We start from the raw sequence: 21,359 nt of genomic DNA on the forward strand, positions 1-21,359 counted from the left end.
GCGCGGGCTTGGAAATGTGGCGCGGGCGGTCTAGGTTCCAGACTTCTTGTCCCTGTCATCGGTCCGCCCCATGAACGCGCCTCTGAACAGCTATCGCAACGGTCCCGACGACCATGGCCATTTCGGCATTTTCGGCGGCCGTTTCGTCGCCGAAACGCTGATGCCGCTGATCCTGGAGGTCGAAAAGGCCTACACGGATGCCAAGGCGGACCCCGCCTTTCATGCCGAATTGCGCCAGTACCTGACCCATTATGTCGGCCGGCCCAGCCCGCTTTATTACGCGCAGCGGCTGACCGAGGAACTGGGCGGGGCCAAGATCTACTTCAAGCGTGACGAGCTGAACCATACCGGCGCGCACAAGATCAACAATTGCATGGGCCAGATCCTGCTGGCCAAGCGCATGGGCAAGACCCGGATCATCGCGGAGACCGGCGCCGGCCAGCATGGCGTGGCCACGGCCACGGTCTGCGCCCTGATGGGCCTGCCCTGCACCATCTATATGGGCGCGACCGACATTTCCCGTCAGGCGCCCAACGTGTTCCGCATGAAGCTGCTGGGCGCGGAGGTGAAGCCTGTCACCAGCGGTGCCGGCACCCTGAAGGACGCGATGAACGACGCGCTGCGCGACTGGGTGACGAATGTGGAAGACACGTTCTACATCATCGGCACCGCCGCCGGCCCCCACCCCTACCCGGCCATGGTGCGCGACTTCCAGGCCATTATCGGCCAGGAAACCCGCGCCCAGATGATGGAAGCCGAAGGCCGCCTGCCCGACATGCTGGTCGCCTGCATCGGCGGCGGCTCCAATGCCATCGGCCTGTTCCATGATTTCCTGGACGAGCCGACGGTGAAGATGGTGGCGGTGGAAGCCGGCGGCCATGGGCTGGAAACCAAGACCGGCCATGCCGCCAGCCTGGCCGGCGGCCGTCCCGGCGTGCTGCATGGTAACCGGACCTATCTTTTGCAGGATGATGATGGCCAGATCATCGAAGGCCATTCCATCTCTGCCGGGCTGGATTATCCGGGCATCGGCCCGGAACATGCCTGGCTGCATGAGGTGGGCCGGGTAGAGTATGTCAGCGCCACTGACCGGGAGGCGCTGGATGCCTTCCAGCTCTGCGCCCGCACCGAAGGCATCCTGCCGGCGCTGGAGCCCAGCCACGCCCTGGCCGCCGTCGCCCGCATCGCGCCCACCCTGTCGAAGGACACGCTGCTGGTGATGAATCTCTGCGGTCGTGGCGACAAGGATATCTTCACCGTCGCCAAGGAACTGGGCGTGGAGATGTGATCCTACCCCAGGCCGGGCTTCTTATACCAACGGTCATAATTTATGACCGTTGGTACGGCGGCGACCGCCGTCGCGCCGCTCGTGCGGCGTAGCCAAGCCAGCGGATGCTGGCGCCGGCGATTGAGGGGCACGAAAGCGTGACCATCGGTCATGATTTCGTGCCGCTGGTATTACAGCCCGGCCTGGAAATCCGCCATTTCCGCCATCACCCACTCACAAAAGGCTTTTACGGCCGGGCGGCGGAAATGGGCGGGCGGGGCCACAAGATTATAGGATTCGTAAATCGCACTCTGCGGGAAGGGCCGGATCAGCCGGCCTGCCGCCAGATCATCGCGTGACAGGATCATATCCCCCAGCGCCACCCCCTGCCCCGCCACGGCCACATCCATGGCGTGGCTGGCATCAAAGAAACGGGTGCCGCGCAGCGGACGGGTCAACGTAATCCCCACGGCGGCAAACCAGGCCCTCCAGGGCAGATCCATCTCCTCCAGCAGCAGATCAGCATCCAGCAGATCGGCCGGGCTTTCCGGCAAGGGCGTCAGGCCCGGCGCGCAGACGGGGAAATTCTCCACCTCCGCCAGCCTCCGCCCCTCCAGTCCCGGCCAGGGGCCGCTGCCATAACGGATGCCCAGATCGGCGCCACCGCGGCGGAAATCCGCCGCCGTGCGCGTGGCATCGACAATGACATTGATGGCGGGGTGGGCTGTGCGGAATCGGCCCAGGCGCGGCACCAGCCAGCGCTGGGCAAAAGATGGCTCCACCGACAGCAGCAGGTTGCGCTGGCCCTGTTCCACCGTTGGCGGGCGCAGCAGGGCCGTGGCCCCGTCGATCATATCAAAGGCGCGTGTCGCCGCGTCGCGATAGGCGCGGCCCGCATCGGTCAGGGTCAGGCCGCGATTATGCCGGTGGAACAGGGCGCAGCCCAGCCACGCCTCCAATTCCCGCACCTGACGGGACAGGGCCGGATGGGCGACATTCAACTCCTCCGCCGCACGGGTCAGGCTTTCATGCCGGGCCGCCGCTTCAAAGGCACGCAGGGCCGTCAGGTTGGGAAGATGACGCATCAGGGCTGCCGTAACTTTTTGTTACATCGACTGTACCCAACCGGTATTCGACGATCAAGGCCGGGCCGGCGCATGATCCGTTCCAGAAAATGAGGGAGACGATCATGAGACAGGCTCAAAGCCCGATCAGCAGCCTATCCTGGCGCTTCGCACAGTTGTTCAGCCTGCTTTCCTGTCAATTCTCCGTGGCAAAAGCCCGCCACCGGCATTGACAGGCGGCCCCCGTTTCCGGCAGTTGAAAGCGACTTAAATGTCACGGGCGGCCACCGCCCGCATGTCAACATTGCCGGGATACGCCAAGATGACCGACGTCGCCAATGCCGACGCGCCCCAGATGCCCCTGTTCTATTCCAATCCGGTGCCGGTCAGCGCGCAGCGCCACGCCGATTGGAAGGTGAAGGAAAAGCGCACCTTCGAATATGCCGCCAATGTGCATGCCGTCCCGGTCCTGGCGGAAGAACTGCCGCAGCTTCAGGCCTTCTATCCGCTGGTGTTCAGCGGCGGTCCGAATCCGGGTGTGATGGCACTCCTGGGTCTGCGCGCCGGCCAGAACCTGTTCGTCCAGGCGGACGGCTCCTGGCGCCCCGGCAATCAGATCCCCGCCTATGTGCAGCGCTATCCCTTCCTGCTGGTCGAAGTGCCGGAAGACAAGCGTCTGGTCCTGATCGTGGAAGAGGATGAGCGTCTGGTCGGCCCGTCCTACGATGTCCCGCTGTTCCAGGACGGCAAGGGCACCGAACAGGGTGAGCAGATCCTGAATTACTGCGTCAACTTCAACAATTCCGCCCGCCAGACCCAGGCCTTCTGTGAAGAGCTGGCCAAGCGCGACCTGCTGGTGGAGCAGCGCGCTGATGTGGTGACCCCGGACGGCAAGCGCCTGTCCCTGTCCGGCTTCCGCGTCATCGACGAGAAGAAGTTCAACGAACTGCCGGACGAGGTTTTCCTGGAATGGCGCAAGCGTAACTGGATCGGTCTGGTCTATGCCCATTTCGTGTCGCTGGGCCGCTGGCAGTCCCTGATCGAACTGGTCAAGGACGCCCCGGAAGTCGAAGCCTGATAAAGGATATCCTGCCGGGCACTCTGCCTGGGCAGGGAATCATGGCACAGCCCCGGCGGGTATCCCCGCCGGGGCTGTTTCATTTTGACAAACCATACGTTTGCACGCTGTCAACGGGCCTCGATCCCTTCTGCATATACGGAAGAGAGGTGTAAGCGTAACAGGGCCGCGCTATAGTGGCAGCAGGCGGCACCCCGCCGCCATTGGATCGGTCGGTGAGCCGGGATATGCCCGGCGGCCGTTCTAGCCAGGAATGGTGAGGCAGGATGAATCTCGAAATCCGTACTTTCACGATCCGCGACGCCTCCCCCGAGGAGGATGAGCAGCGCGTTGCCGGCTTCCTGCGGTCGGTGGAAGTGGAACGCATCGACACCGCCTATGCCGATGGCGCTTGGCGTGTGCTGGTCCATTTCCGTGACCTGCGCAGCAAGGAGGAAAGCGCCCAGATCGAAACCGCGATCCAGGCGGCCTTGAACGCCTGGCGCGCCGATATTGCGCGCAACCTGCAAGTGGATAAGGAAACAGTGTTGCCGGGCACTCTCGTGGTGGAAATTGCCCGCTATGCCCCGACGACGGAGATTGAACTGTCGGTCATTGCCAATGCCGCCGGTGTGGGCAGCACGGTCCGCGAACATGGCGCCGACATTGTCCGCGTCGTTCGCCAGACGATGGAAGACCTGACCGGCTGATTGGCGGCCCATCACCAGGGCAAGCCCTTGCGGGGGGAGTAAATCCCGAACGGGATACTCCCCTACCGGGTCATATTGCCTGGGTGCCCGTCAGGGTGATAGGTGGAGACCCGTGCCAGCCTCCACCTTTTACAGGGTCGGTTTATGTGGGCCGTGATTGACCGACCTCATAGACCCGCAAATTGCGTTCCCCAATTCCAAGGGCCGGCCAGGCGGATCGCCATTCAGCGATATGTGCAGAGGCAAAATGGCGATCAAGCGCAGCTTGGTCCGTCCAAAGCTCTTTGACGTGAATGAGGCCAAGATCAAAAACATCCTCGGCATAACCATACTCAAGGCATCCTGCCTCAGCGCGGCTGGCCTCAACCATGCGCCTCATGACTGGCCGTGCGCCGGGGAGGTTTTCCGCGGGCAGCCGGACAGTGCCAATAATCAATAACATTGGACAACCATGGTGTTGTTGCTGGCCGCTTCCCGTAAATAGGGCCTAATTATCGACCTTTTCATTGGGATAGGCACCCCAAAAATCCGTGCGCTCCATCCAGCCGTGATAGCCCTGGATTTCCACTTCGCACCAATCTCCCTTGCAGGCGACCAGGCGGCCCATGGTGCCGGGCTCGGCCTGGGCGACGGCGGCGGCCGTGCTGGTCGGACGCTCCCTTATGGTGCGCAATTCCTGCGTCACCACAAGGCTGCGATGGCCGGACAGCATGCTTTGATGCACCCAGCCCTGGGTGCCTTCCACATCCCGGATGCGCCGCCAGGTATCGAATTCAGCCGTGATCTCCACCGGCATGCCGGCCCGCACGAAGACCCACTCGATCGGGTAGGCGCGACCGGGGCCAGCGCGAAGATTAACCTCGTTGGAGCGAAGCGAAACGAACCGGGGGATCGGCAGGCCGCTGCGCACGATCATGTCGGAGCGGGGATCGGTTTCCTGGGCCGTTGCCGGCACAATCATGCCCGCCCATGCCAGAACCAATCCTGCCAATGCCCGGCGGGCCCATGCCTTCTGGCGATGCAGCCAATGTGACCTCGTCATGCGCAACTGATGGTCCCGAATAGCGACAGACAGCATAGAGTACAATCTTGTCCTTTTTGCCCACCGCCACAGGACGGGTCAAGCACCGCTGCCGGCCCCGCCTGCTGACCATTACCCTGGAACGGGGCAATGGTATGGCACGCTGATGCCTGGACAAGCTTCGCTGCGGCTTGATACTGCTATCACCTGCCCATAAGGCAATACCAGCAAGAACAGCTTCAGGGAGACCGGCGGTCATGATGGAACGGAAAAAGCCCCTTGTCATCGTGACCCGCAAATTGCCGGACGCCATCGAAACCCGGATGATGGAGCTGTTCAACACCAGGCTGAACCTGGACGATCACGCGATGAGCCGGCAGGAGCTGGTCGAGGCCATGCAGGTGGCCGACGTGCTGGTGCCCACCGTGACCGACATCATCGATGAGGCGCTGCTCAGCCAGGCCGGACCGCAACTGCGCCTGATCGCCAATTTTGGCAATGGTGTCGACCATATCGACCTGCGCGCCGCGAAGGCGCGGGGCATCACCGTCACCAACACGCCCGGCGTGCTGACGGAGGATACGGCCGATATGACCATGGCCCTGATCCTGGCCACGGCACGGCGTCTGTCGGAAGGGGAAAGGCTGGTGCGATCCGGGCAATGGACCGGCTGGGCCCCCACTGTGATGCTGGGCCAGCGGCTTGCCGGCAAAAGGCTGGGCATTATCGGCATGGGCCGCATCGGTCAGGCCGTTGCCCGGCGGGCCAAGGCCTTCGGCCTGTCCATCCATTATCATAACCGTAAACCGGTCCATCCCCAGATCGAGACGGAACTGGATGCCGCCTATTGGGAAAGCCTGGACCAGATGCTGGCGCGCATGGATATCGTTGCCGTCACCTGCCCGCGCACCCCGGCGACATACCATCTGCTGAATGCCCGCCGCCTGGGCCTGCTGAAGCCCACCGCCATCCTGGTCAATATCAGCCGTGGGCAGGTGGTGGATGAGGCGACCCTGACCCGCATGCTCCAGCATAAGGAGATCGGTGCCGCTGGTCTGGATGTTTACGAGAATGAGCCGAATATAGATCCCAAGCTTCTGAAGCTGGAGAATGTCGTTCTGCTGCCACATATGGCATCGGCAACGATGGAAGGTCGGCTGGACATGGGGGAAAAGGTCATCGTCAACATCAAGACTTTCGTTGACGGCCACGCTCCACGCGATCGCGTTTTGGAGATTATGTTCTAAATATTAAAATCGAATGCAAGGCCACTTGTTTTATTTCATATGAAATATAATGAGAGGTGAGACCAATAAACAGCAGCCCCGTTCAAGGGGCTCACCCTTCCGCAGTCTGCCCCAGACGGGCGAACCAGGCACCGGCGGCAATCAGGTTCTCTGCCTCTTCCGGGTCGGCACAGCGCAGCGAATCCCGGTAGCAGTTCAGGGCCGCCAGGGCGTAAAGCTGTTCCATATCCGCAGCCTTGCGCGGTTCTGCGCGGCTGGCGGGACTTGGCGGTTCGTAAAGGCGATTATCGAGAGGCATTGTGACACCCTGCAGGCAATCTCGTGAATTGCTGCGGAGTATTACCGGCACCCGTAAACAAAACCTTTATTGTTTGCCGTAGGATTGCTTATCTATACGCGTGTATAGATCATCTGCCATGCAGCATCACGTGTCACGGGCCGATGGATAGATAGCGGGACAGATGGATGTCGCGGATATTGTCCTGCCATCCCTGGACCTTATCCGCAACCATGTGGCTGCTGACATAGGTGTAGATCGGGATAACCGGGTGATCGGCCAGCAGCATGCTTTCCGCCTGTTGCATCAAAGCCCGCCTCTTCGCCGCATCGGGTTCACCCGCCGCGTCACGCACCAGCCGGTCATAATCGGGATTGGCATAGCCGGCATGGTTCTGCCCGCTGACATCGGACCGGAACAGCGACAGGAAGCTGTAGGCATCGTCATAATCGCCGATCCAGCCACCGCGCACGATATCGTCAAACTTGCCGGCGGCACGGTCGGCCAGCAGCACTTTCCATTCCCGGTTCACCAGCCGGGCCCGGACCCCCAGCTTCACCCGCCACATGGATTCCAGGGCGATGGCAACCTTGCGGTGGTTGTCGCTGGTGTTGAACAGGATTTCCACTTCCAGCGGCTTGCCCCCCGGCCCGTAACCGGCCTTGGCGATCAGTTCCTGTGCCTTGGCATCACGCTGCGCCTGCGTCCAGGCGGCGTATTTTGGCTCCGGCGCGGTATAATCGCTGACGCCCGGCGGGGTGACCGTATAAGACGGGATCTCTCCGCCCCGGGTGATCTTCTCCGCGATGATGGCGCGATCCACCGCCAGGGACAGGGCGGCCCGCAGGTCTGGGTTGGATTTCCACGGCTCCCGCCGCAGGTTGATCACGTAATAATAACTGGACAGGAACGGGGCCAGACGCAGTTCGGATGGCATATTTTCCCGCAGCCAGGGGATCTGCGCATCCGGAATGTCATAGGTCACATCCAGCTCCCCAGCGCGAAACCGCTTCAGTTCGGTGTCCCGGTTTTCCGTGGAATGGAAATAGACGCTATCGAGTTTGACATCATTGGCGGCATGGAAGTGCGGGTTGCGGACCAGCTTCACATGGCTTTGCGGCACCGCCGCCGCCAGCATGAAAGCCCCGTTGGAAACCAGCTTGCCGGGACGGATGAAATCATTGCCATGCGCCTTCACATTGGCGTGGCTGAGCGGGAATGTGGACGGATGCTGCAGGGAGGCGAGGAAATAGCCGGTGGGCGCTTCCAACTCCACCTCCAGCCGGTGCGGTGACAGGGCCCGTACGCCCAGGCTCTCCGCCGGCGCCTGCCCCTTGCTGATCTTCTCCCCGTTGCGCACGGGCCAGAGGAAAAAGGCATAACGGGACCCGGTGGACGGCGAGACCAGCCGGCGCCAGGCGAACACAAAATCATCCGCCGTCACCGGGGTTCCGTCCGACCATTTTGCCTCAGGCCGCAGATCGAAATGGTAGGTGCGGCCATCTGCCGAAAGGGTCCAGTGCTGCGCCACACCCGGCACCAGATGGCCGGCAGCATCCAGCGTCACCAACCCTTCAAACAGATCATATTGAATCCAGGATTCAGCTTCGCCCGTGGATTTATGCGGGTCCAGGGTTTCCGGCTCCGCGCCATTGCCACGGTGAAGCACGGCGGACAAGGCCGGCATCGTCATGCACAGAACCAGAAGGATCGCGGCCAGAACCCGCCGGCCAAACACCGTCACACCAACCGCCGCCACCCCGGCCCTCCCCTTGATCGGCAAAGAGCTATCACAGCATCAAAGCGCGGACAGGGGCAAGGTTCCTGACCGGCATAGGCCGGTAGCCACCTTATTGCCGACCGGTCAGGCGGCGCAGCAGATCGCCAATCGGATCGCCCCCTTCCGGGTTGGCGGCGGGCTCTGGCGGGGGCGGGGCGCCCAGCGGTTCGCTCTGCACCTCATAGATGCCATCGCCACCGGTCGTGTCCATGCCGTCCGTGGCACTGGTGGGGTTCTGCGCCACCAGTGCCTCCGGGGTAGGCGCCATGTTCAAGCCGGGCAGCGTGCGCACGGGCAGCCCCTGATGCACCTCCATCATGATATCGTGCCACAGCCGGGCCGGCAGGCCACCGCCGGTCACCTTCTTCATCGGCGCACCATCATCATTGCCCAGCCAGACCCCGGCCACTAGATCGGCGGTATAGCCCACGAACCAGGCATCCTTGTAATCCTGGGTCGTGCCGGTCTTGCCCACGGCGGGGCGATCCAGACGCGCGGCCTTGCCCGTGCCGCGCTGGAGGGGGCCTTCCAGCAGCCGGTTCATCGCCTCCACATAAGGGGCCGCGACAGCATAGCCGGCGGTGGAGCCACGCCGTTCATAGATGATGGCGCCCGACGCATCGCGGATTTCCAGGATGGCATAGGGGATTACGCCCTGCCCCTGATTGGCCAGCGTGGCATAGGCACCGGTCAGTTCCAGCAGCGTCGTTTCCGATGTGCCCAGCGCCAGCGACAGGTCACGGCGCAGCGGCGTGGTCAGGCCCAGGCGCTTGCCGGTGCGACGCACATTATCCACGCCCGCCGCCTCCATCAGGCGGATGGTGGCGGTGTTCAGCGACTGGGCCAGCGCGTCGCGCAGCGTCACCTCCCCCCGGAAGCGGCCATCATAATTACCCGGTCGCCATTTCGCCTTCACGTAAGGCGCATCCAGCACCATGCTATATTCGCTCCACCCCGCTTCCAGGGCCGTCAGATAGACGATGGGCTTGAAGGCGGAGCCGGGCTGGCGCAGCGCCTGGGTGGCGCGGTTGAACTCGCTATTATCATAGCCCCTGCCGCCCACCATGGCGCGCACGGCGCCATCCGGCGTCATCAGCACGGCCGCCGCCTGCCCCACCCTGGCTTCCGCGCCGGGTCCAGCCAGCATCTCCGACAGCTTCGCCTCGGCCACGCGCTGGGCCTTGGGGTCGAAGGTGGTATAGACGGTCAGGTCGCCATGGTCGGCACCGACAAAGCCCTGCACCTGATCGGCCACCCAACTGGCGAAATAGCGCCCGTCGCCATCCGTCTCCTCCCGGCCCGTGGGCCGGGCAGGTTCGGACAGGGCAGCCAGCATCTGTTCTTCGGTGATGTAATCCTCTTCCAGCATCGCCTGGAGAACCACATTCATGCGGCGGGCGGCGCGGTCGGGATTGGCGGTGGGGGCATAGCGCGACGGCGCCTTCAACAGCCCCACGATCATCGCAGATTCCCGCAAGGTCAGGTTACGGGCCGATTTGCGGAAATAGGTGCGGGCCGCTGCATCCACGCCAAAGGTGCCCGCCCCCAGATAGACGCGGTTCAGATAGGCGGTGATGATCTGTTTCTTGGTGTATTTCGTCTCCAGCCAGATGGCCAGCAGCGCCTCCTGCCCCTTCCGGCGCAGGGTCTGCTCCGGGGTCAGAAACAGGTTCTTGGCCAATTGCTGGGTGATGGAGGAACCACCCTGGACGGTGCGGCCAGCCCGATGATTGGTATAGGCCGCACGCGCCACACCAATCGGATCGATCCCGAAATGATACCAATAGCGCCGATCCTCCGTCGCCACCAGGGCATCAATCAGGGACCGGGGCATATCCTCGAATTCCAGCGTCTCCCCCCGCAGGTCGCCATAGCGGTGGAAGGCGGTGCCATCAGCGGCCACCAGCGTCACCGCCGGTCGGCGGTCGGCCTGGGCCACCTGGGAAATATCCGGCAGGTCATAGGCGAAATAGGCCACCACGCCGAGGGTGAAGATGAAGCCCCAGATGGCCAGCACGGCAAGGCCCGACAGGATGCGCCGGCCCCAGCCGTTTCCCCCACCGCCCTTTCCCTTGCCCCCGCCTTTGCGTTCAGGCGGACGCGCCGGGGGAGGCGCCGGCGGCTGGCGCGGCCGTGGCGGGGGTGGCCCTGGCGGGCGGGGACGGGGGGGAGCGCTCAGCATGGTCAAAGTCAAACCGGGATCAGGCGGGATCGGGGACGCCGCCGCCAGGATAGGCGGGCGACCACACCGGAACAAGCTGATGCGCGGGGATTGGGGCGATTTCAGGGAAGGGTTTTAATGTTCGCCCCACATGGCACCCATTTGCCACAGGGGGCCCTAAGGCTCACTTCACGCCGCTGGCCGCATTCTCAATCGCCAGGATATGGTCCAGACCGGGCTGGATTTCCGACCGGATGAACTCCACCCGCTTCTGCGGCCCCGCCCCGCCCTGAGGGAAGCGGGCTTTCCACAAGGCCATCTTCACCGCCAGCCCGCACAGCACGCCGCCGATGGTGACGTGGTGGCTTTCAATCTGGTGGCGGACAGAGCGGAAACTCTCCGCGCTGATATCGTTCCAGAAATCCTTGCTGCGCCGGTCGAACGCTTCGAACCGGCCGGTGATGGAGGTGGTGATGGAGGTCAGCTTGGACTGCACGTCGGCCAGCATCTTCATCACTTGGCGGTCGCGGGAGATCAGTTCGCTGCTTTTCGGCTCCATCGCCCAGCCCATGAACTTCTGCACCTCCGGCACGATCCCGTCCAGGCAACTGCGGAAATAGGCCAGCGACAAAAACACATCGCCATAATCTTCAAGGAAATCAGGGATTTCATTCAACTTGACCTTCAGCTTCTCTGACAGAAGCCGCAGGTTGGACAAGGCTTCGTCCCGATCCGGATTGGCCAGCATGGCCAGGATGTCCGACACGTCGGTGATCTGCCGCTCCTCGCTGCCATAGACCTGCTGCAGCAGCGGGCGGGTGAAATCCTTCATATAGCCGGTCAATTCCGACCTTTTGCCCTCGGAAAGTTGGAGCGATTTGGCGTCATTGACGGCGATTCCCACCCGGCGCAGCTCCTTGCGCAGGGAATAGACATCGAAGCTGTTGATCTTCACCAGCTTGTTGATCTGCACCATATCGGTGCGCAATGCCTTGGAATGGCTGGGAAACAGGCTACCGAGATGATCGGGGTTGATCTGGCCGCTGCCGGTCTGCCGGTCGTGGAAAATCTCCACCACCGTTTCCAACCGGGCATTCTTGATCAGCTTGGCACGGCGCAGACCCGGCGTTTCCAGCGGCAGCATGCCCAGCGGCAGCACATGCAGCGCATCACGCCCGCTGTCATCGAACAGCAGTTCCTCCGCCTCACCAGCGGTGGGCTCGGCCTGGGCGGCTGCATCTGCTACGCTATCGGACATCTGCTTTCCTGGACCGGCCAGGCCGGGTAAACGGGGCGTCGCAGGAGTATAGGGGGATGAGGGCACAACGCAACGGTGCAATGTCCCTGCGGCAGCCTTGTCCGTTCTCCTGCCTGCGTCTGGATGTTATTTAGCTGCCGGCAGCGTTGGTGGGCAAAGGTCCATCGGGATATGCAGGCCAGCAACAAGGGGGAACTGCCCGTTATGGATTATTATCTTTGGATCAAGGCCCTTCACGTCATCAGCGTTATCGCCTGGATGGCAGGACAACTCTATCTGCCGCGCCTGTTTGTCTATCATTGCGAGGCACCCGTCGGTTCCGCCCAGTCGGAAACCTTCAAGGTGATGGAACGCCGCCTGCTGAAGGCGATTATGAACCCAGCCATGATCGCCACCTGGCTCTTCGGCATCACCATGATCGCCCTGGACCCCGGCCTGCTGAAGGGCGCCGGCTGGCTTCACGCCAAGCTGACCCTGGTGCTGATCCTGTCCGGCGTGCATGGCGTGCTGTCCAAATATGTCCGCGTCTTCGCCAATGACGCCAACACCAAGCCGCAGAAGTTCTTCCGCATCCTGAACGAGGTGCCGACCCTGCTGATGATCATCATCGTCATCCTGGTCATCGTCCGTCCGTTCTGATCCGACTTACCGCCGGGGCCTGGAACCGGTCGCGGTAATCACGCGGGGCCAAGCCGGTCGCGCGGGTAAAATGGTGGCGCAGGCTGGCGGTATTGTTGAAGCCGGCCAGCCGCGCCACCTCCTCCACCGGCCAGCCGGTGGCTTCCAGCAGGCGTTTGGCCGCGTCCACCCGGACCATTGCCAGCCAGTCCCCCGGCGATTGCCCCGTCGCTTCCATGAAACGACGCAGAAAGGTGCGCTCGCTCATCAAGGCAGCCCGCGCCATGTCGCCGACCCGCCAGGGGCGCTGTGGTTCGGCCCGGACCTGATCCAGCAGCGGGGCCAGCCGGCCCTGGCCCTGCTTCTGTACCGGTCGTTCCACGAACTGGGCCTGTCCGCCGCTGCGATGGGCCGGCACCACCAGCCGCCGCGCCACGCTGTTGGCCGCATCGGGGCCGAAATCACCCCGGATGATGTGCAGCAACAGGTCAATGCCCGCCGCACTGCCGGCTGAGGTGAATATCCTGTCCGTCTGCACATACAGCACCGCGGCATCAAGCTGGATCGCCGGATAGGTCGCGCGCATCTGGTCGGCATAGCGCCAGTGGGTCGCCGCCCGGTTTCCATCCAGCAGCCCCGTCGCCGCCAGGACGAAAGCGCCGGAACAGATGGAGGCAAGCCGTGCCCCCCGCCCATGGGCCGCCAGCAGCCGATGGCGGAGATAAGGCGGCACCGGCACATCCGCCCCCTTCCAGCCGGGAATGACGATAAGGTCGGCCTGATCCAGCAGGTCCAACCCGCCATCAACATGGAACCGCAGCCCGCCTTGGGCCCGCAACGGCCCCGGCTCCACCGCGCAGGCGGCAAAACGGTACCAGCCCGCCCCCATCTCCGGACGGGCGAGGCCGAAAATCTCCGCCACAATGGCAAATTCGAACGTGCAGAGCCCGTCATAGACCAGAGCCACAACCAGCGGACCGGTCAAAGTTGGGGCCATGTCGGCCGTGATTGGCGGGATATTGTCCATAGATGGCATTTCTGCCACTTGGCGACACGCCGGCAAAGACGGAATTTCTCCCCCATTCCACCAGGGAGAGACAGAAATGAGTGCAGTGACAGAAATCCCGGCGGCCCCGTCCGATCAGGCGGCGGCGCATTTCACCGCCCAGTTCACCTTTGAAACTGACTGCTGGGACGTGCAGGACGCGCTGCGATCCGGGGCCGATTTCGTGCTGCTGGATGTGCGCGGCCCCGCGCTTTACGCCCAGGGCCATGTACCCGGTGCCCTCAATCTGCCCCATGGCAAGATCACGGCGGGCCGCCTGGCGGAATGGCCGGCAGAGACGCTGTTCGTCACCTATTGCGCCGGGCCGCATTGCAACGGGGCTGCCCGTGCAGCCTTACGGCTGGCCCGGCTGGGCCGTCCGGTCAAGATCATGACCGGTGGTATCACCGGCTGGCAGGATGAGGGGTTCCCCTTGAAAACGGGCGCATGAAAAAGGCGGCGGGGCCCTGTGCCACGCCGCCTTTCACTTTGCCCAAAAGGGGCCGGACCCTTCAGCCTTACGGCTTGATGTCCAGGAACCGGCTGGGGTGGCTGTCCAGCAGGTTATCCGTCCAACCGATCAGCTTCGGGCTGACCATGTGCTTGGAGCTGTAGAAATGCAGCGGGAACACAGCCACATCATCCACCATGATCTTCTCCGCCTGCTGGAGCAGTTGGATACGTTCCTCCTCCGTCGTGGCCTTGTTGGCGGCTTCCATCAGCTTGTCGAAGGCGGGGTTGGAATAGCCGGACGGGTTCTGCTTGCCGATATCGCCGCGGGCCAGTTCCAGGAAATTGTTGGCATCGACATAATCGCCGATCCAGCCGTGGCGGACCACGTCCTTGAAGTTCTTCTCATCGCGGGTGCCCAGGAAGACCTTCCATTCCTGGTTATTCAGCGTGACCTTCACCCCCAGCTTCTGCTGCCACATGGAAGCGACGGCAATCGCCAGCTTCCGGTGGTTTTCATGGGTGTTGTAGAGGATTTCGATATTGAGCGGCTTGGCCCCCGGCCCGTAGCCAGCCGCCTGGATCAGTTCCTTGGCCTTGGCTTCACGCTGGGCCTGGGTCCATTTGGCGTAATCGGGCACCTGCTGGGTATAGCCGGCCACGCCCGGCGGCACGAAGCTGTAGGCCGGCAATTCGCCGCGCTGGTTGATCTTCTCCACCAGGATATCGCGGTCAATCGCCAGGTTCAGCGCCAGCCGCAGATCCTTGTTGGACTTCCACGGCTCCTTCGTCATGTTCGCGGCGAAGAAGTAGGTGCCGAAATAGGGCGCCAGACGCAACTCGCTGGCCAGATTGGCCCGCAGCCACTGCATCTGCGTTACCGGCACCTCGTAGGTGATATGCAGCTCACCGGACCGGTAGCGCTTCAGTTCCGCGTCCAGGTTCTCGGTCGGATAGAACATGACCGTGTCGATCTTGGTGTTGGCCACATCATAATGATGCGGGTTCTTCACCAGCTTGATCCGGCTCTGCGGCACCGCTTCGGCCAGCATATAGGCGCCGTTGGTCACCAGATTGCCCGCGCGCAGGAACTGATCGCCAAACTTCTCCACATTCGCCTTGGAAACGGCGTAGGTGGCATGATGGTGCAGCATGGACAGGAAATAGGGGGTGGGCTGTTCCAGCGTCACTTCGAACGTATAGTCGTCCACGGCGCGGACGCCCATCTGATCAACCGGCATCTTGCCCAGATTGATGGCCTGGGCATTCTTCACCGGCCACAGGAAATAGCCGTAATTGGCCGCCGTCTTGGGATCGACCAGACGCCGCCAGGAGAAGACCCAATCCGCCGCCGTCACCGGGGTGCCGTCCGACCATTTGGCATTGCGGCGCAGATGGAAGGTATAGACCAGCTTATCCGCGCTGACATCCCAGCGTTCCGCCGCACCGGGGATCAACTCCCCCTTGCCGTCAGGCACCAGCAACCCGTCGAACAGATCATATTGCAGCCAGCTTTCCGGCACACCGCTGGACTTGGCGGGGTCCAGCGTCTCCGGCTCCGCTCCATTGCCGCGATGCAGGACTTTCTCGGCCGCCGCTGGCAAAGCGGCAAGGCCCATGCCCGCCGTGGCCAAAAGCACTGCGGCCGTAAAACGGCGCAAGGGTCGCATAAAGGATGCCATCCGTACTCTCTCCTGTTCATTCATGGATGCTGCCGGTCGCCGGGCCTGTTACCGGCCCTTGGAGCGAGAGGGAAAACCGCGCGGTGGTGGCGCCGCCCGGCACTCTAAGCAAACAAAATCCCCCTGGACCGGCCACGATCCAGGGGGATGGGAATTACTTCGCGCCCACTTCCAGATAGCGGGATAATTGCACGCCCATCGGGTTGGCGACCCAGCCCTTCACGCGCGGATGAACCAGATTGCGGTAGGACTGGTGGAAAATCGGGATGATGGGCGCATCTTCCAGCAGGACCGCTTCGGCCTGGGCCAGCAGCTTCATGCGCGCCGCCGGATCGGTCTGCTCGTTCGCCTGCTTCAGCAGGTTGTCATACTTGGCGCTGTCATAGCCGGCCCGGTTCATCTTGCCGACATCGGACAGGAACAGCTTCAGGAAGGTGTAGGGATCGGGGAAGTCCGCGATCCAGCCCAGCATGACGGTGTTGGCGTAGCTCTTCTCACCGGCATTCTGGAGGACGATTTTCCATTCCTGGTTATTCAGGCTGACCTTGGCGCCCAGCTTGGACTGCCACATCGAAGCAACAGCCACCGCGATCTTGCGGGTGCTCTCGTTGGTATTGTGCAGGACTTCCACGGTCAGCGGCTTGCCGCCCTTGCCATAGCCCGCCTCTTCGACCAGCTTCTTGGCGGCGGCATCGCGCTCGGCCTGGCTGGCCTTGTCCAGTGCGGTCAGGGGCAGGTCATAGCCTTCAATGCCCGGTGCCGTCAGGGTGAAGGCGGGCGCGTCGCCGGCCTTGGTAATCTTGTCGACGATGATCTGCCGGTCCACCGCCAGCGACAGGGCCTGCCGCAGCTTGGGATTGGAGGCCAGCGGCTCCTTCGTCATGTTGATGCCCAGATACTGGGTCGACAGGACGGGATAGAACTGGATCGTCTCCGGCATGTTCTGGCGCAGCCAGTCGATCTGGGTGACGGGTGCCATCTGCACCACATCCAGTTCCCCGGCGCGGAAGCGACGCAGCTCCGTTTCCGGGCTGTCATTATGGTGGAAGACGACGCTGTCCACCTTCACCGATGCCGCCTCGCGGAAATGCGGGTTCTTCACCACCTTCACATAGGCCTGGGGCCGGTAATCCACCAGCTTATAGGCGCCGTTGGACACCATGTTGCCCGGCTTCACGAAATCATTGCCGAACTTCTCTACATTGGCCTTGGAGACCGGATAGGTCATGCGATGGACAAGGGAGCTGAGGAAATAGCCGGTCGGCCGTTCCAGCGTCACCTTGAAGGTGCGGGCATCCACCGCTTCCGCGCCCAGGGCCGAGGACGGCATCTTGCCATTGCTGATCGCCTCACCATTCTTCACCGGCCACAGGAAATAGGCGTAATCGGACGCGGTCTTGGGATCGACCAGTCGCTGCCAGGCAAAGACGAAATCCGCCGCCGTGACCGGCGTGCCGTCCGACCATTTACCATCGGCGCGCAGGGTGAAGGTGTAGGTCAGCCCATCCTCGCTGACGGTCCATTTCTCCGCCGCACCCGGTATGGCCTTGCCATCGGGGGCGAAGGTCAGCAGCCCTTCAAACAGGTCATAACCGATGCGGGCTGACTGAACGTCCGTGCCCTTCTGCGGGTCCATGGATGTCGGCTCGGCCTGATTGCCGCGGTTCAACACCATGTCGGCAAAGGCGGTGCCGGCTGAAAAGCCGGTGGCCAGCGTCAGCGCGACAAAGGCCGTCGCAAGGCGGGCAAAACGCATTCTTCTTCTCCACGCTTTCCTGTACCCACCCGTGTCCGACGGGGAAGGCATCGGGCTGTATGTGCGGTCTGATAGCCCCCAAGTCCAGGCCATTCGGCCAGATTTGGCACAAAAACGTGGCTTTTTCCGGCTCTGCCAAATGTCATGGCGCCAGGGACAGGAAGCGGGTCGGGTTGCAATCCACGGGGTTGGGCTGCCAGCCGATCACCTTGGGCGACACCAGCCGGGTGCGGGCAAAGAAATAGAGCGGGATCACCGGGCTGTCCGCCACCAGCAGGCTTTCCGCCTGATGCAGGATCTCCCGCCTTTTTGCCGGGTCCGTCTCCTGCGCAGAAGCCGCCATCAACCGGTCGAAGGCGGGGTTGCTGTACCCGGCCGGGTTCTCCGGCCCCATCTCCGTGCGCAGAAATTCCAGAAAAGCGTTGGGATCATCATAGGCACCAATCAGGCCCGCCCGGACGATGCCGGGGAAATTCTTGGTCCGACGGTTGGAGAGATAAACCTTCCATTCCTGATTGGTCAGGGTGGCGCGCACGCCCAGCGACTGCTGGAACATGCTGGCCAGGGCCACGGCGATACGGCGGTGGTTTTCCGCCGTGTTGAACAGGATATCCACCTCCAGCCCCTGGCCGCCGGGATATCCGGCCTCGGCCAGCAGGGCGCGGGCGGCTTCCACCCGCTTTTCCATCGGCCAGCCGGCCCATTCCGGTTCCGGCGCCACATAATCGGACACCACCGCTGGCACATAGGCCGCACTGGCCACTTCCCCGCCCTGGGCAATCCGCTCGGTCAGGATATGGCGGTCAACGACCATGGACAGGGCACGGCGCAGGGCCGGCTTTGATTTCCACGGCTCCCGCGTCAGGTTGATGGCCATGAAGTAATTGCCCAGCAAGGGCGTGTAGCGGAAGGCATCGGGCAGATTGGTCCGCGCCCAGCCGATCTGCGCCGTGGGCACCACGGCGGTGGTGTCCAGTTCCCCGGCGCGGAACCGCTTCAGTTCCGTCTCCTGGTTCTCCGTGGGATAGAAATAGACGCTATCAATGGCGATGCGGGCGGCATCGCGGTGATGGGGATTGCGCTCCAGCTTCACATGCCCCTGGGGCACCGCCTCCACCAGCCGGTACCCACCGGAGGAGATGAGATTGCCGGGACGGAAAAAATCCCGTCCCAGCGCCGTCACCTTGGCTTCCGGCAGGATCACCAGCATCGGATAGGCCAGCAGCGACACGAAATAGGGGGTCGGCTCTTCCAGCGTGAAGCGGACGGTGCGCGCATCCAGCGCCTCCACCCCCATCTGGGTCAGGTCCGTGATTGTCCCCTGGGTGATGGCGCGGGCATTCTTGATGGCCCAGACATAATTGCCGTTGCGGCTGCCCGATGCCGGATCGGCCAGCCGCCGGAAGGAAAAGACGACATCGCCCGCCGTGATCGGGCTGCCATCGGACCATTTCACCCCATCGCGCAGATGGAACGTGACCTGAAGACCATCCTTGCTGGTTTCCCACCGGTCCGCGATAGCGGCCTGCGGCTTGCCATCCGGCCCGCGCGACAACAGCCCTTCATAAAGATCGTAGAAGATCATTGCTTCCGGCAGGCCGGTCGCCTGATGCGGGTCCAGCGTCTCCGGCTCTGCCACATTACCACGCCGAAGCACGGTTTCCGCCTGGGCAAAACCGGTCAAGGTCAGCAGGCAGAGCAACAGGGCGGCGAGCAGGCGCATCGGCATCGGATAAGTCCGGCAGGGGGCGATGGCTGATTGTGCGGGACTTTTGCCCCCGGCTGCAACCCGCTCCGCTCTGTCCCTTGATAGTCAATGATAAAAGACCATCCGCAGACTGGCTGTTTCCCCCGATTGGCTGCTGCGGATCTGGTCGGAAAGATGCCGCAGCAGGCGTGCGGAAACTTGCCGCATCATCGCCTCCATCTCATCCTCCGCCATATCCAGGGCTGCCTGCGCGTCGGGGGCGACAGCTGGCATCTCCAGGCGCAGGGCGCGTCCGCGATAGGAGAGGATGCAGACAAGGTTGAACTCGTCAAAGCTGGCCTGGAGGGTGAAAGCACCTTCCGTCCCGCTCTCACGCAGGCTCTCCGTCGCTTCTCCCACGGCCGTGGCGGCGCGCAGCACCACATCACGGCGCGCTCCCCATTGTTTGCCCCAATGGTCCAAGAAATGCGCCGCTTCCGCTGCCTCTCCGGTGAGGGGCAGTTCGATCCCGGCGGCGCGAGCCGTCCCGATACGGAACAGGCCGTTCAACAACACCGCCATGACGGATCCGACGATGAAGCCGGACCCGATGATCACCTGGCTCCATTGCGGGGCGGCCTGCACGAGTTGTGGCAGCAACATCACAGCCGTACCGGCCACAACGGACAAGCCGACCGTCAGGCTGCGCTTCGGGTTCATCATCCGCGACATGATCAGTTCCATGCCGGCGACGATGATATAGGCCGCCGTATAGACCAGGATGCCGCCGATGACGGCGGTGGGCGTCTGCGCCAGCAGGCCCGCCACCGGCGGCACGAAGGCGGCCATGATCATCACCAGCCCAGCCACGATGCCGACGCGACGCGCCGTGATACCGCTGGCATGGGCCAACCCGATATTGGCCGAGGAGGTGCCCCCTGACAGGGTTCCCGTCAGGCCATGCAGCAAATGGGTCAATCCCAGGCACGTGATGGCGCGGGCCACCAGCCCCATATCCGCCCGCCGCCAGTCGGCATCATCCATCTTGTCCACTGACAGGGCACAGGCAAACTGATCCATCACCGTCAGAAGGGCGGAGATCATGAAAATGGCGATTGGGGCGGGGTGGAATTCAGGCACCGGCAGATGCAGCCCCAGAACAGGCACTGCCAGCAGCGGCATTTCCGCTACTGGCGCCAGCGCAGAGCCATCAAGCTGGCCGGTGATGATGGCGACGATAATCCCCCCGGCAGCCCCCACCGCCATGGCAACCCGCTTCAGCCCCGGCGTGCCCCAGACCGCAATGGCAACCATGCAGGCCAGGGTGGTGCCAGCCACCGCCATGGCGGCAAGGGAAAAACCACCGCCAGTCTGGATGCCGAAGCTGCGGGACACGCCACCGGTCACCAGCGTCACGCCGAGCAGCAGAAGCACGACGCCGATCACCTCTGGTGGAAAAATGGCGCGCAAGCGCGGGATGAACCGGGCCGTGACCACCATCATCAGCGAGCCGACCAGCATGGCCCCCATGGTGGCCGCCAGCCCATATTGCAGTGTCACCGCGACATGGAGCGCCACCTTGGCCGGTCCGGGAATGCCGATCAGCAGCACCCCCGCCCCGAAACGCGTTACCATCCCCTGAAGCACGGTGCCCAATCCCAGGATCAGGATGGTAGCACTGGTGAAGGTGGCCACGGCTGCCGGTTCCATGCCCATGGATTGGGCGGCCAGCACCGCATAGAGGGAAAACATCAACGCCAGCAGCGCATGTTGTATCCCCATTGCAATCAGGGTGGTGCGGGGCGGCATCTCCTCCACCGCCACCAGCAGTTCCTCCGGCCGTTGCCGCCGTCGCGCCACCGGTGGCGGAAACAGGAAATCCAGCAACCGCCGGCCGGATACCGCGATGTGCGGTCCCGCCCCCCCTTTGAAGGCCCCCATGCCTGCCCCGTCCCGTCATTTCTGGCCCGATTCCAGTCCGGCCACCCCAAACTCACGCCGCACTGCAACATTGGTATGTTACATGCTGTGTATCGGCGCACCAGCAGGTATTTCCATCTGGAACCGGTCACGAGGACTGTTTTTACCTAAGCCAGGATCATGCTGCGGGTGTTCAATTTCTCCGATTGAACATAAATTCGACGCCACTAATTGACTGGATGACAATAAATAATATCATCATGTAAATTATTTAACTTAACGCCAGATCGTTACATTACAGATAAAACATATTAAAATTAGATGATTTATGATTTTGCCGCAGAACTAAAACTGCATCA

Annotated in this window: 18 protein-coding genes; 6 read left to right on the plus strand and 12 right to left on the minus strand. The window is 62.8% G+C overall.

Annotated features, from left to right (window positions below; all coding sequences use genetic code 11):
- Positions 1-70: 70 nt before the first annotated feature.
- Entirely contained in the window at positions 71-1,288 is a 1,218-nt protein-coding gene (gene trpB, locus G473_RS0104390; protein WP_029012105.1) for a tryptophan synthase subunit beta, read from the plus strand.
- Positions 1,289-1,458: 170 nt separating this feature from the next.
- Here trpB and gcvA read toward each other — a convergent pair whose 3' ends face one another.
- Entirely contained in the window at positions 1,459-2,352 is an 894-nt protein-coding gene (gene gcvA, locus G473_RS25045) for a transcriptional regulator GcvA (protein ID WP_035705353.1), read from the minus strand.
- 301 nt (positions 2,353-2,653) lie between these two features.
- Here gcvA and G473_RS25050 point away from each other — a divergent pair, with 301 nt between their 5' ends.
- Both G473_RS25050 and G473_RS0104405 read left to right on the plus strand, forming a co-directional pair.
- The gene (locus G473_RS25050; protein WP_035705634.1) at positions 2,654-3,409 is read left to right on the plus strand and encodes a SapC family protein; all 756 of its coding nucleotides are present in this window, start codon (positions 2,654-2,656) and stop codon (positions 3,407-3,409) included.
- 266 nt (positions 3,410-3,675) lie between these two features.
- Entirely contained in the window at positions 3,676-4,098 is a 423-nt protein-coding gene (locus G473_RS0104405; protein ID WP_029012106.1) for an HRDC domain-containing protein, read from the plus strand.
- A gap of 142 nt (positions 4,099-4,240) precedes the next feature.
- Here the strand turns inward: G473_RS0104405 and G473_RS0104410 are convergent, their stop codons facing one another.
- On the minus strand, positions 4,241-4,540 hold the full coding sequence (locus tag G473_RS0104410; RefSeq protein ID WP_029012107.1) for a putative quinol monooxygenase: 300 nt from the start codon (positions 4,538-4,540) through the stop codon (positions 4,241-4,243).
- A gap of 45 nt (positions 4,541-4,585) precedes the next feature.
- Complete coding sequence (locus G473_RS0104415) at positions 4,586-5,140, minus strand: SH3 domain-containing protein (protein ID WP_154667255.1); 555 nt, start codon at positions 5,138-5,140, stop codon at positions 4,586-4,588.
- A 239-nt stretch (positions 5,141-5,379) separates the two neighbouring features.
- On the opposite strand from G473_RS0104415, the gene G473_RS0104420 reads away from it, so the two are divergent.
- Entirely contained in the window at positions 5,380-6,366 is a 987-nt protein-coding gene (locus G473_RS0104420) for a 2-hydroxyacid dehydrogenase (protein ID WP_029012109.1), read from the plus strand.
- A gap of 91 nt (positions 6,367-6,457) precedes the next feature.
- Here G473_RS0104420 and G473_RS0104425 read toward each other — a convergent pair whose 3' ends face one another.
- The 4 genes from G473_RS0104425 to G473_RS0104440 form a co-directional block, all read right to left on the minus strand.
- Positions 6,458-6,664 (minus strand): hypothetical protein, encoded by a 207-nt coding sequence (locus G473_RS0104425; protein WP_029012110.1) that lies wholly within the window; start codon positions 6,662-6,664, stop codon positions 6,458-6,460.
- A 133-nt stretch (positions 6,665-6,797) separates the two neighbouring features.
- Complete coding sequence (locus tag G473_RS0104430; protein WP_154667256.1) at positions 6,798-8,402, minus strand: peptide ABC transporter substrate-binding protein; 1,605 nt, start codon at positions 8,400-8,402, stop codon at positions 6,798-6,800.
- A 91-nt stretch (positions 8,403-8,493) separates the two neighbouring features.
- Positions 8,494-10,605 carry a transglycosylase domain-containing protein gene (locus G473_RS25055; RefSeq protein WP_084437629.1) on the minus strand — a complete coding sequence of 704 codons (2,112 nt, stop codon included), beginning with the start codon at positions 10,603-10,605 and terminating at the stop codon, positions 8,494-8,496.
- A gap of 163 nt (positions 10,606-10,768) precedes the next feature.
- Complete coding sequence (locus G473_RS0104440; protein ID WP_051329874.1) at positions 10,769-11,842, minus strand: hypothetical protein; 1,074 nt, start codon at positions 11,840-11,842, stop codon at positions 10,769-10,771.
- 171 nt (positions 11,843-12,013) lie between these two features.
- On the opposite strand from G473_RS0104440, the gene hemJ reads away from it, so the two are divergent.
- Entirely contained in the window at positions 12,014-12,481 is a 468-nt protein-coding gene (gene hemJ, locus G473_RS0104445; protein ID WP_245579985.1) for a protoporphyrinogen oxidase HemJ, read from the plus strand.
- Here hemJ and ftrA read toward each other — a convergent pair.
- On the minus strand, positions 12,462-13,496 hold the full coding sequence (gene ftrA, locus G473_RS0104450) for a transcriptional regulator FtrA (protein ID WP_245579986.1): 1,035 nt from the start codon (positions 13,494-13,496) through the stop codon (positions 12,462-12,464). The genes hemJ and ftrA overlap by 20 nt on opposite strands.
- A gap of 67 nt (positions 13,497-13,563) precedes the next feature.
- Here ftrA and G473_RS0104455 point away from each other — a divergent pair, with 67 nt between their 5' ends.
- The gene (locus tag G473_RS0104455) at positions 13,564-13,956 is read left to right on the plus strand and encodes a rhodanese-like domain-containing protein (protein ID WP_029012115.1); all 393 of its coding nucleotides are present in this window, start codon (positions 13,564-13,566) and stop codon (positions 13,954-13,956) included.
- Between the two features lie 67 nt (positions 13,957-14,023).
- Here the strand turns inward: G473_RS0104455 and G473_RS0104460 are convergent, their stop codons facing one another.
- The 4 genes from G473_RS0104460 to G473_RS28985 form a co-directional block, all read right to left on the minus strand.
- A complete protein-coding gene (locus G473_RS0104460; protein WP_029012116.1) occupies positions 14,024-15,637 on the minus strand; it encodes a peptide ABC transporter substrate-binding protein in 1,614 nt (537 codons plus the stop codon).
- A gap of 154 nt (positions 15,638-15,791) precedes the next feature.
- Positions 15,792-17,393, minus strand: a complete 1,602-nt coding sequence (locus tag G473_RS0104465) for a peptide ABC transporter substrate-binding protein (protein ID WP_029012117.1) — start codon at positions 17,391-17,393, stop codon at positions 15,792-15,794.
- Positions 17,394-17,535: 142 nt separating this feature from the next.
- Positions 17,536-19,122, minus strand: coding sequence for a peptide ABC transporter substrate-binding protein (locus tag G473_RS0104470; protein WP_029012118.1), 1,587 nt, complete (start codon positions 19,120-19,122; stop codon positions 17,536-17,538).
- A gap of 84 nt (positions 19,123-19,206) precedes the next feature.
- Positions 19,207-21,021: a uracil-xanthine permease family protein gene (locus G473_RS28985; RefSeq protein WP_029012119.1), complete on the minus strand. Its 1,815-nt coding sequence runs from the start codon at positions 21,019-21,021 to the stop codon at positions 19,207-19,209.
- Positions 21,022-21,359: the final 338 nt, after the last annotated feature.

The sequence above is a fragment of the Niveispirillum irakense DSM 11586 genome (assembly GCF_000429645.1).
GTDB classification, from domain to species: Bacteria; Pseudomonadota; Alphaproteobacteria; order Azospirillales; family Azospirillaceae; genus Niveispirillum; species Niveispirillum irakense.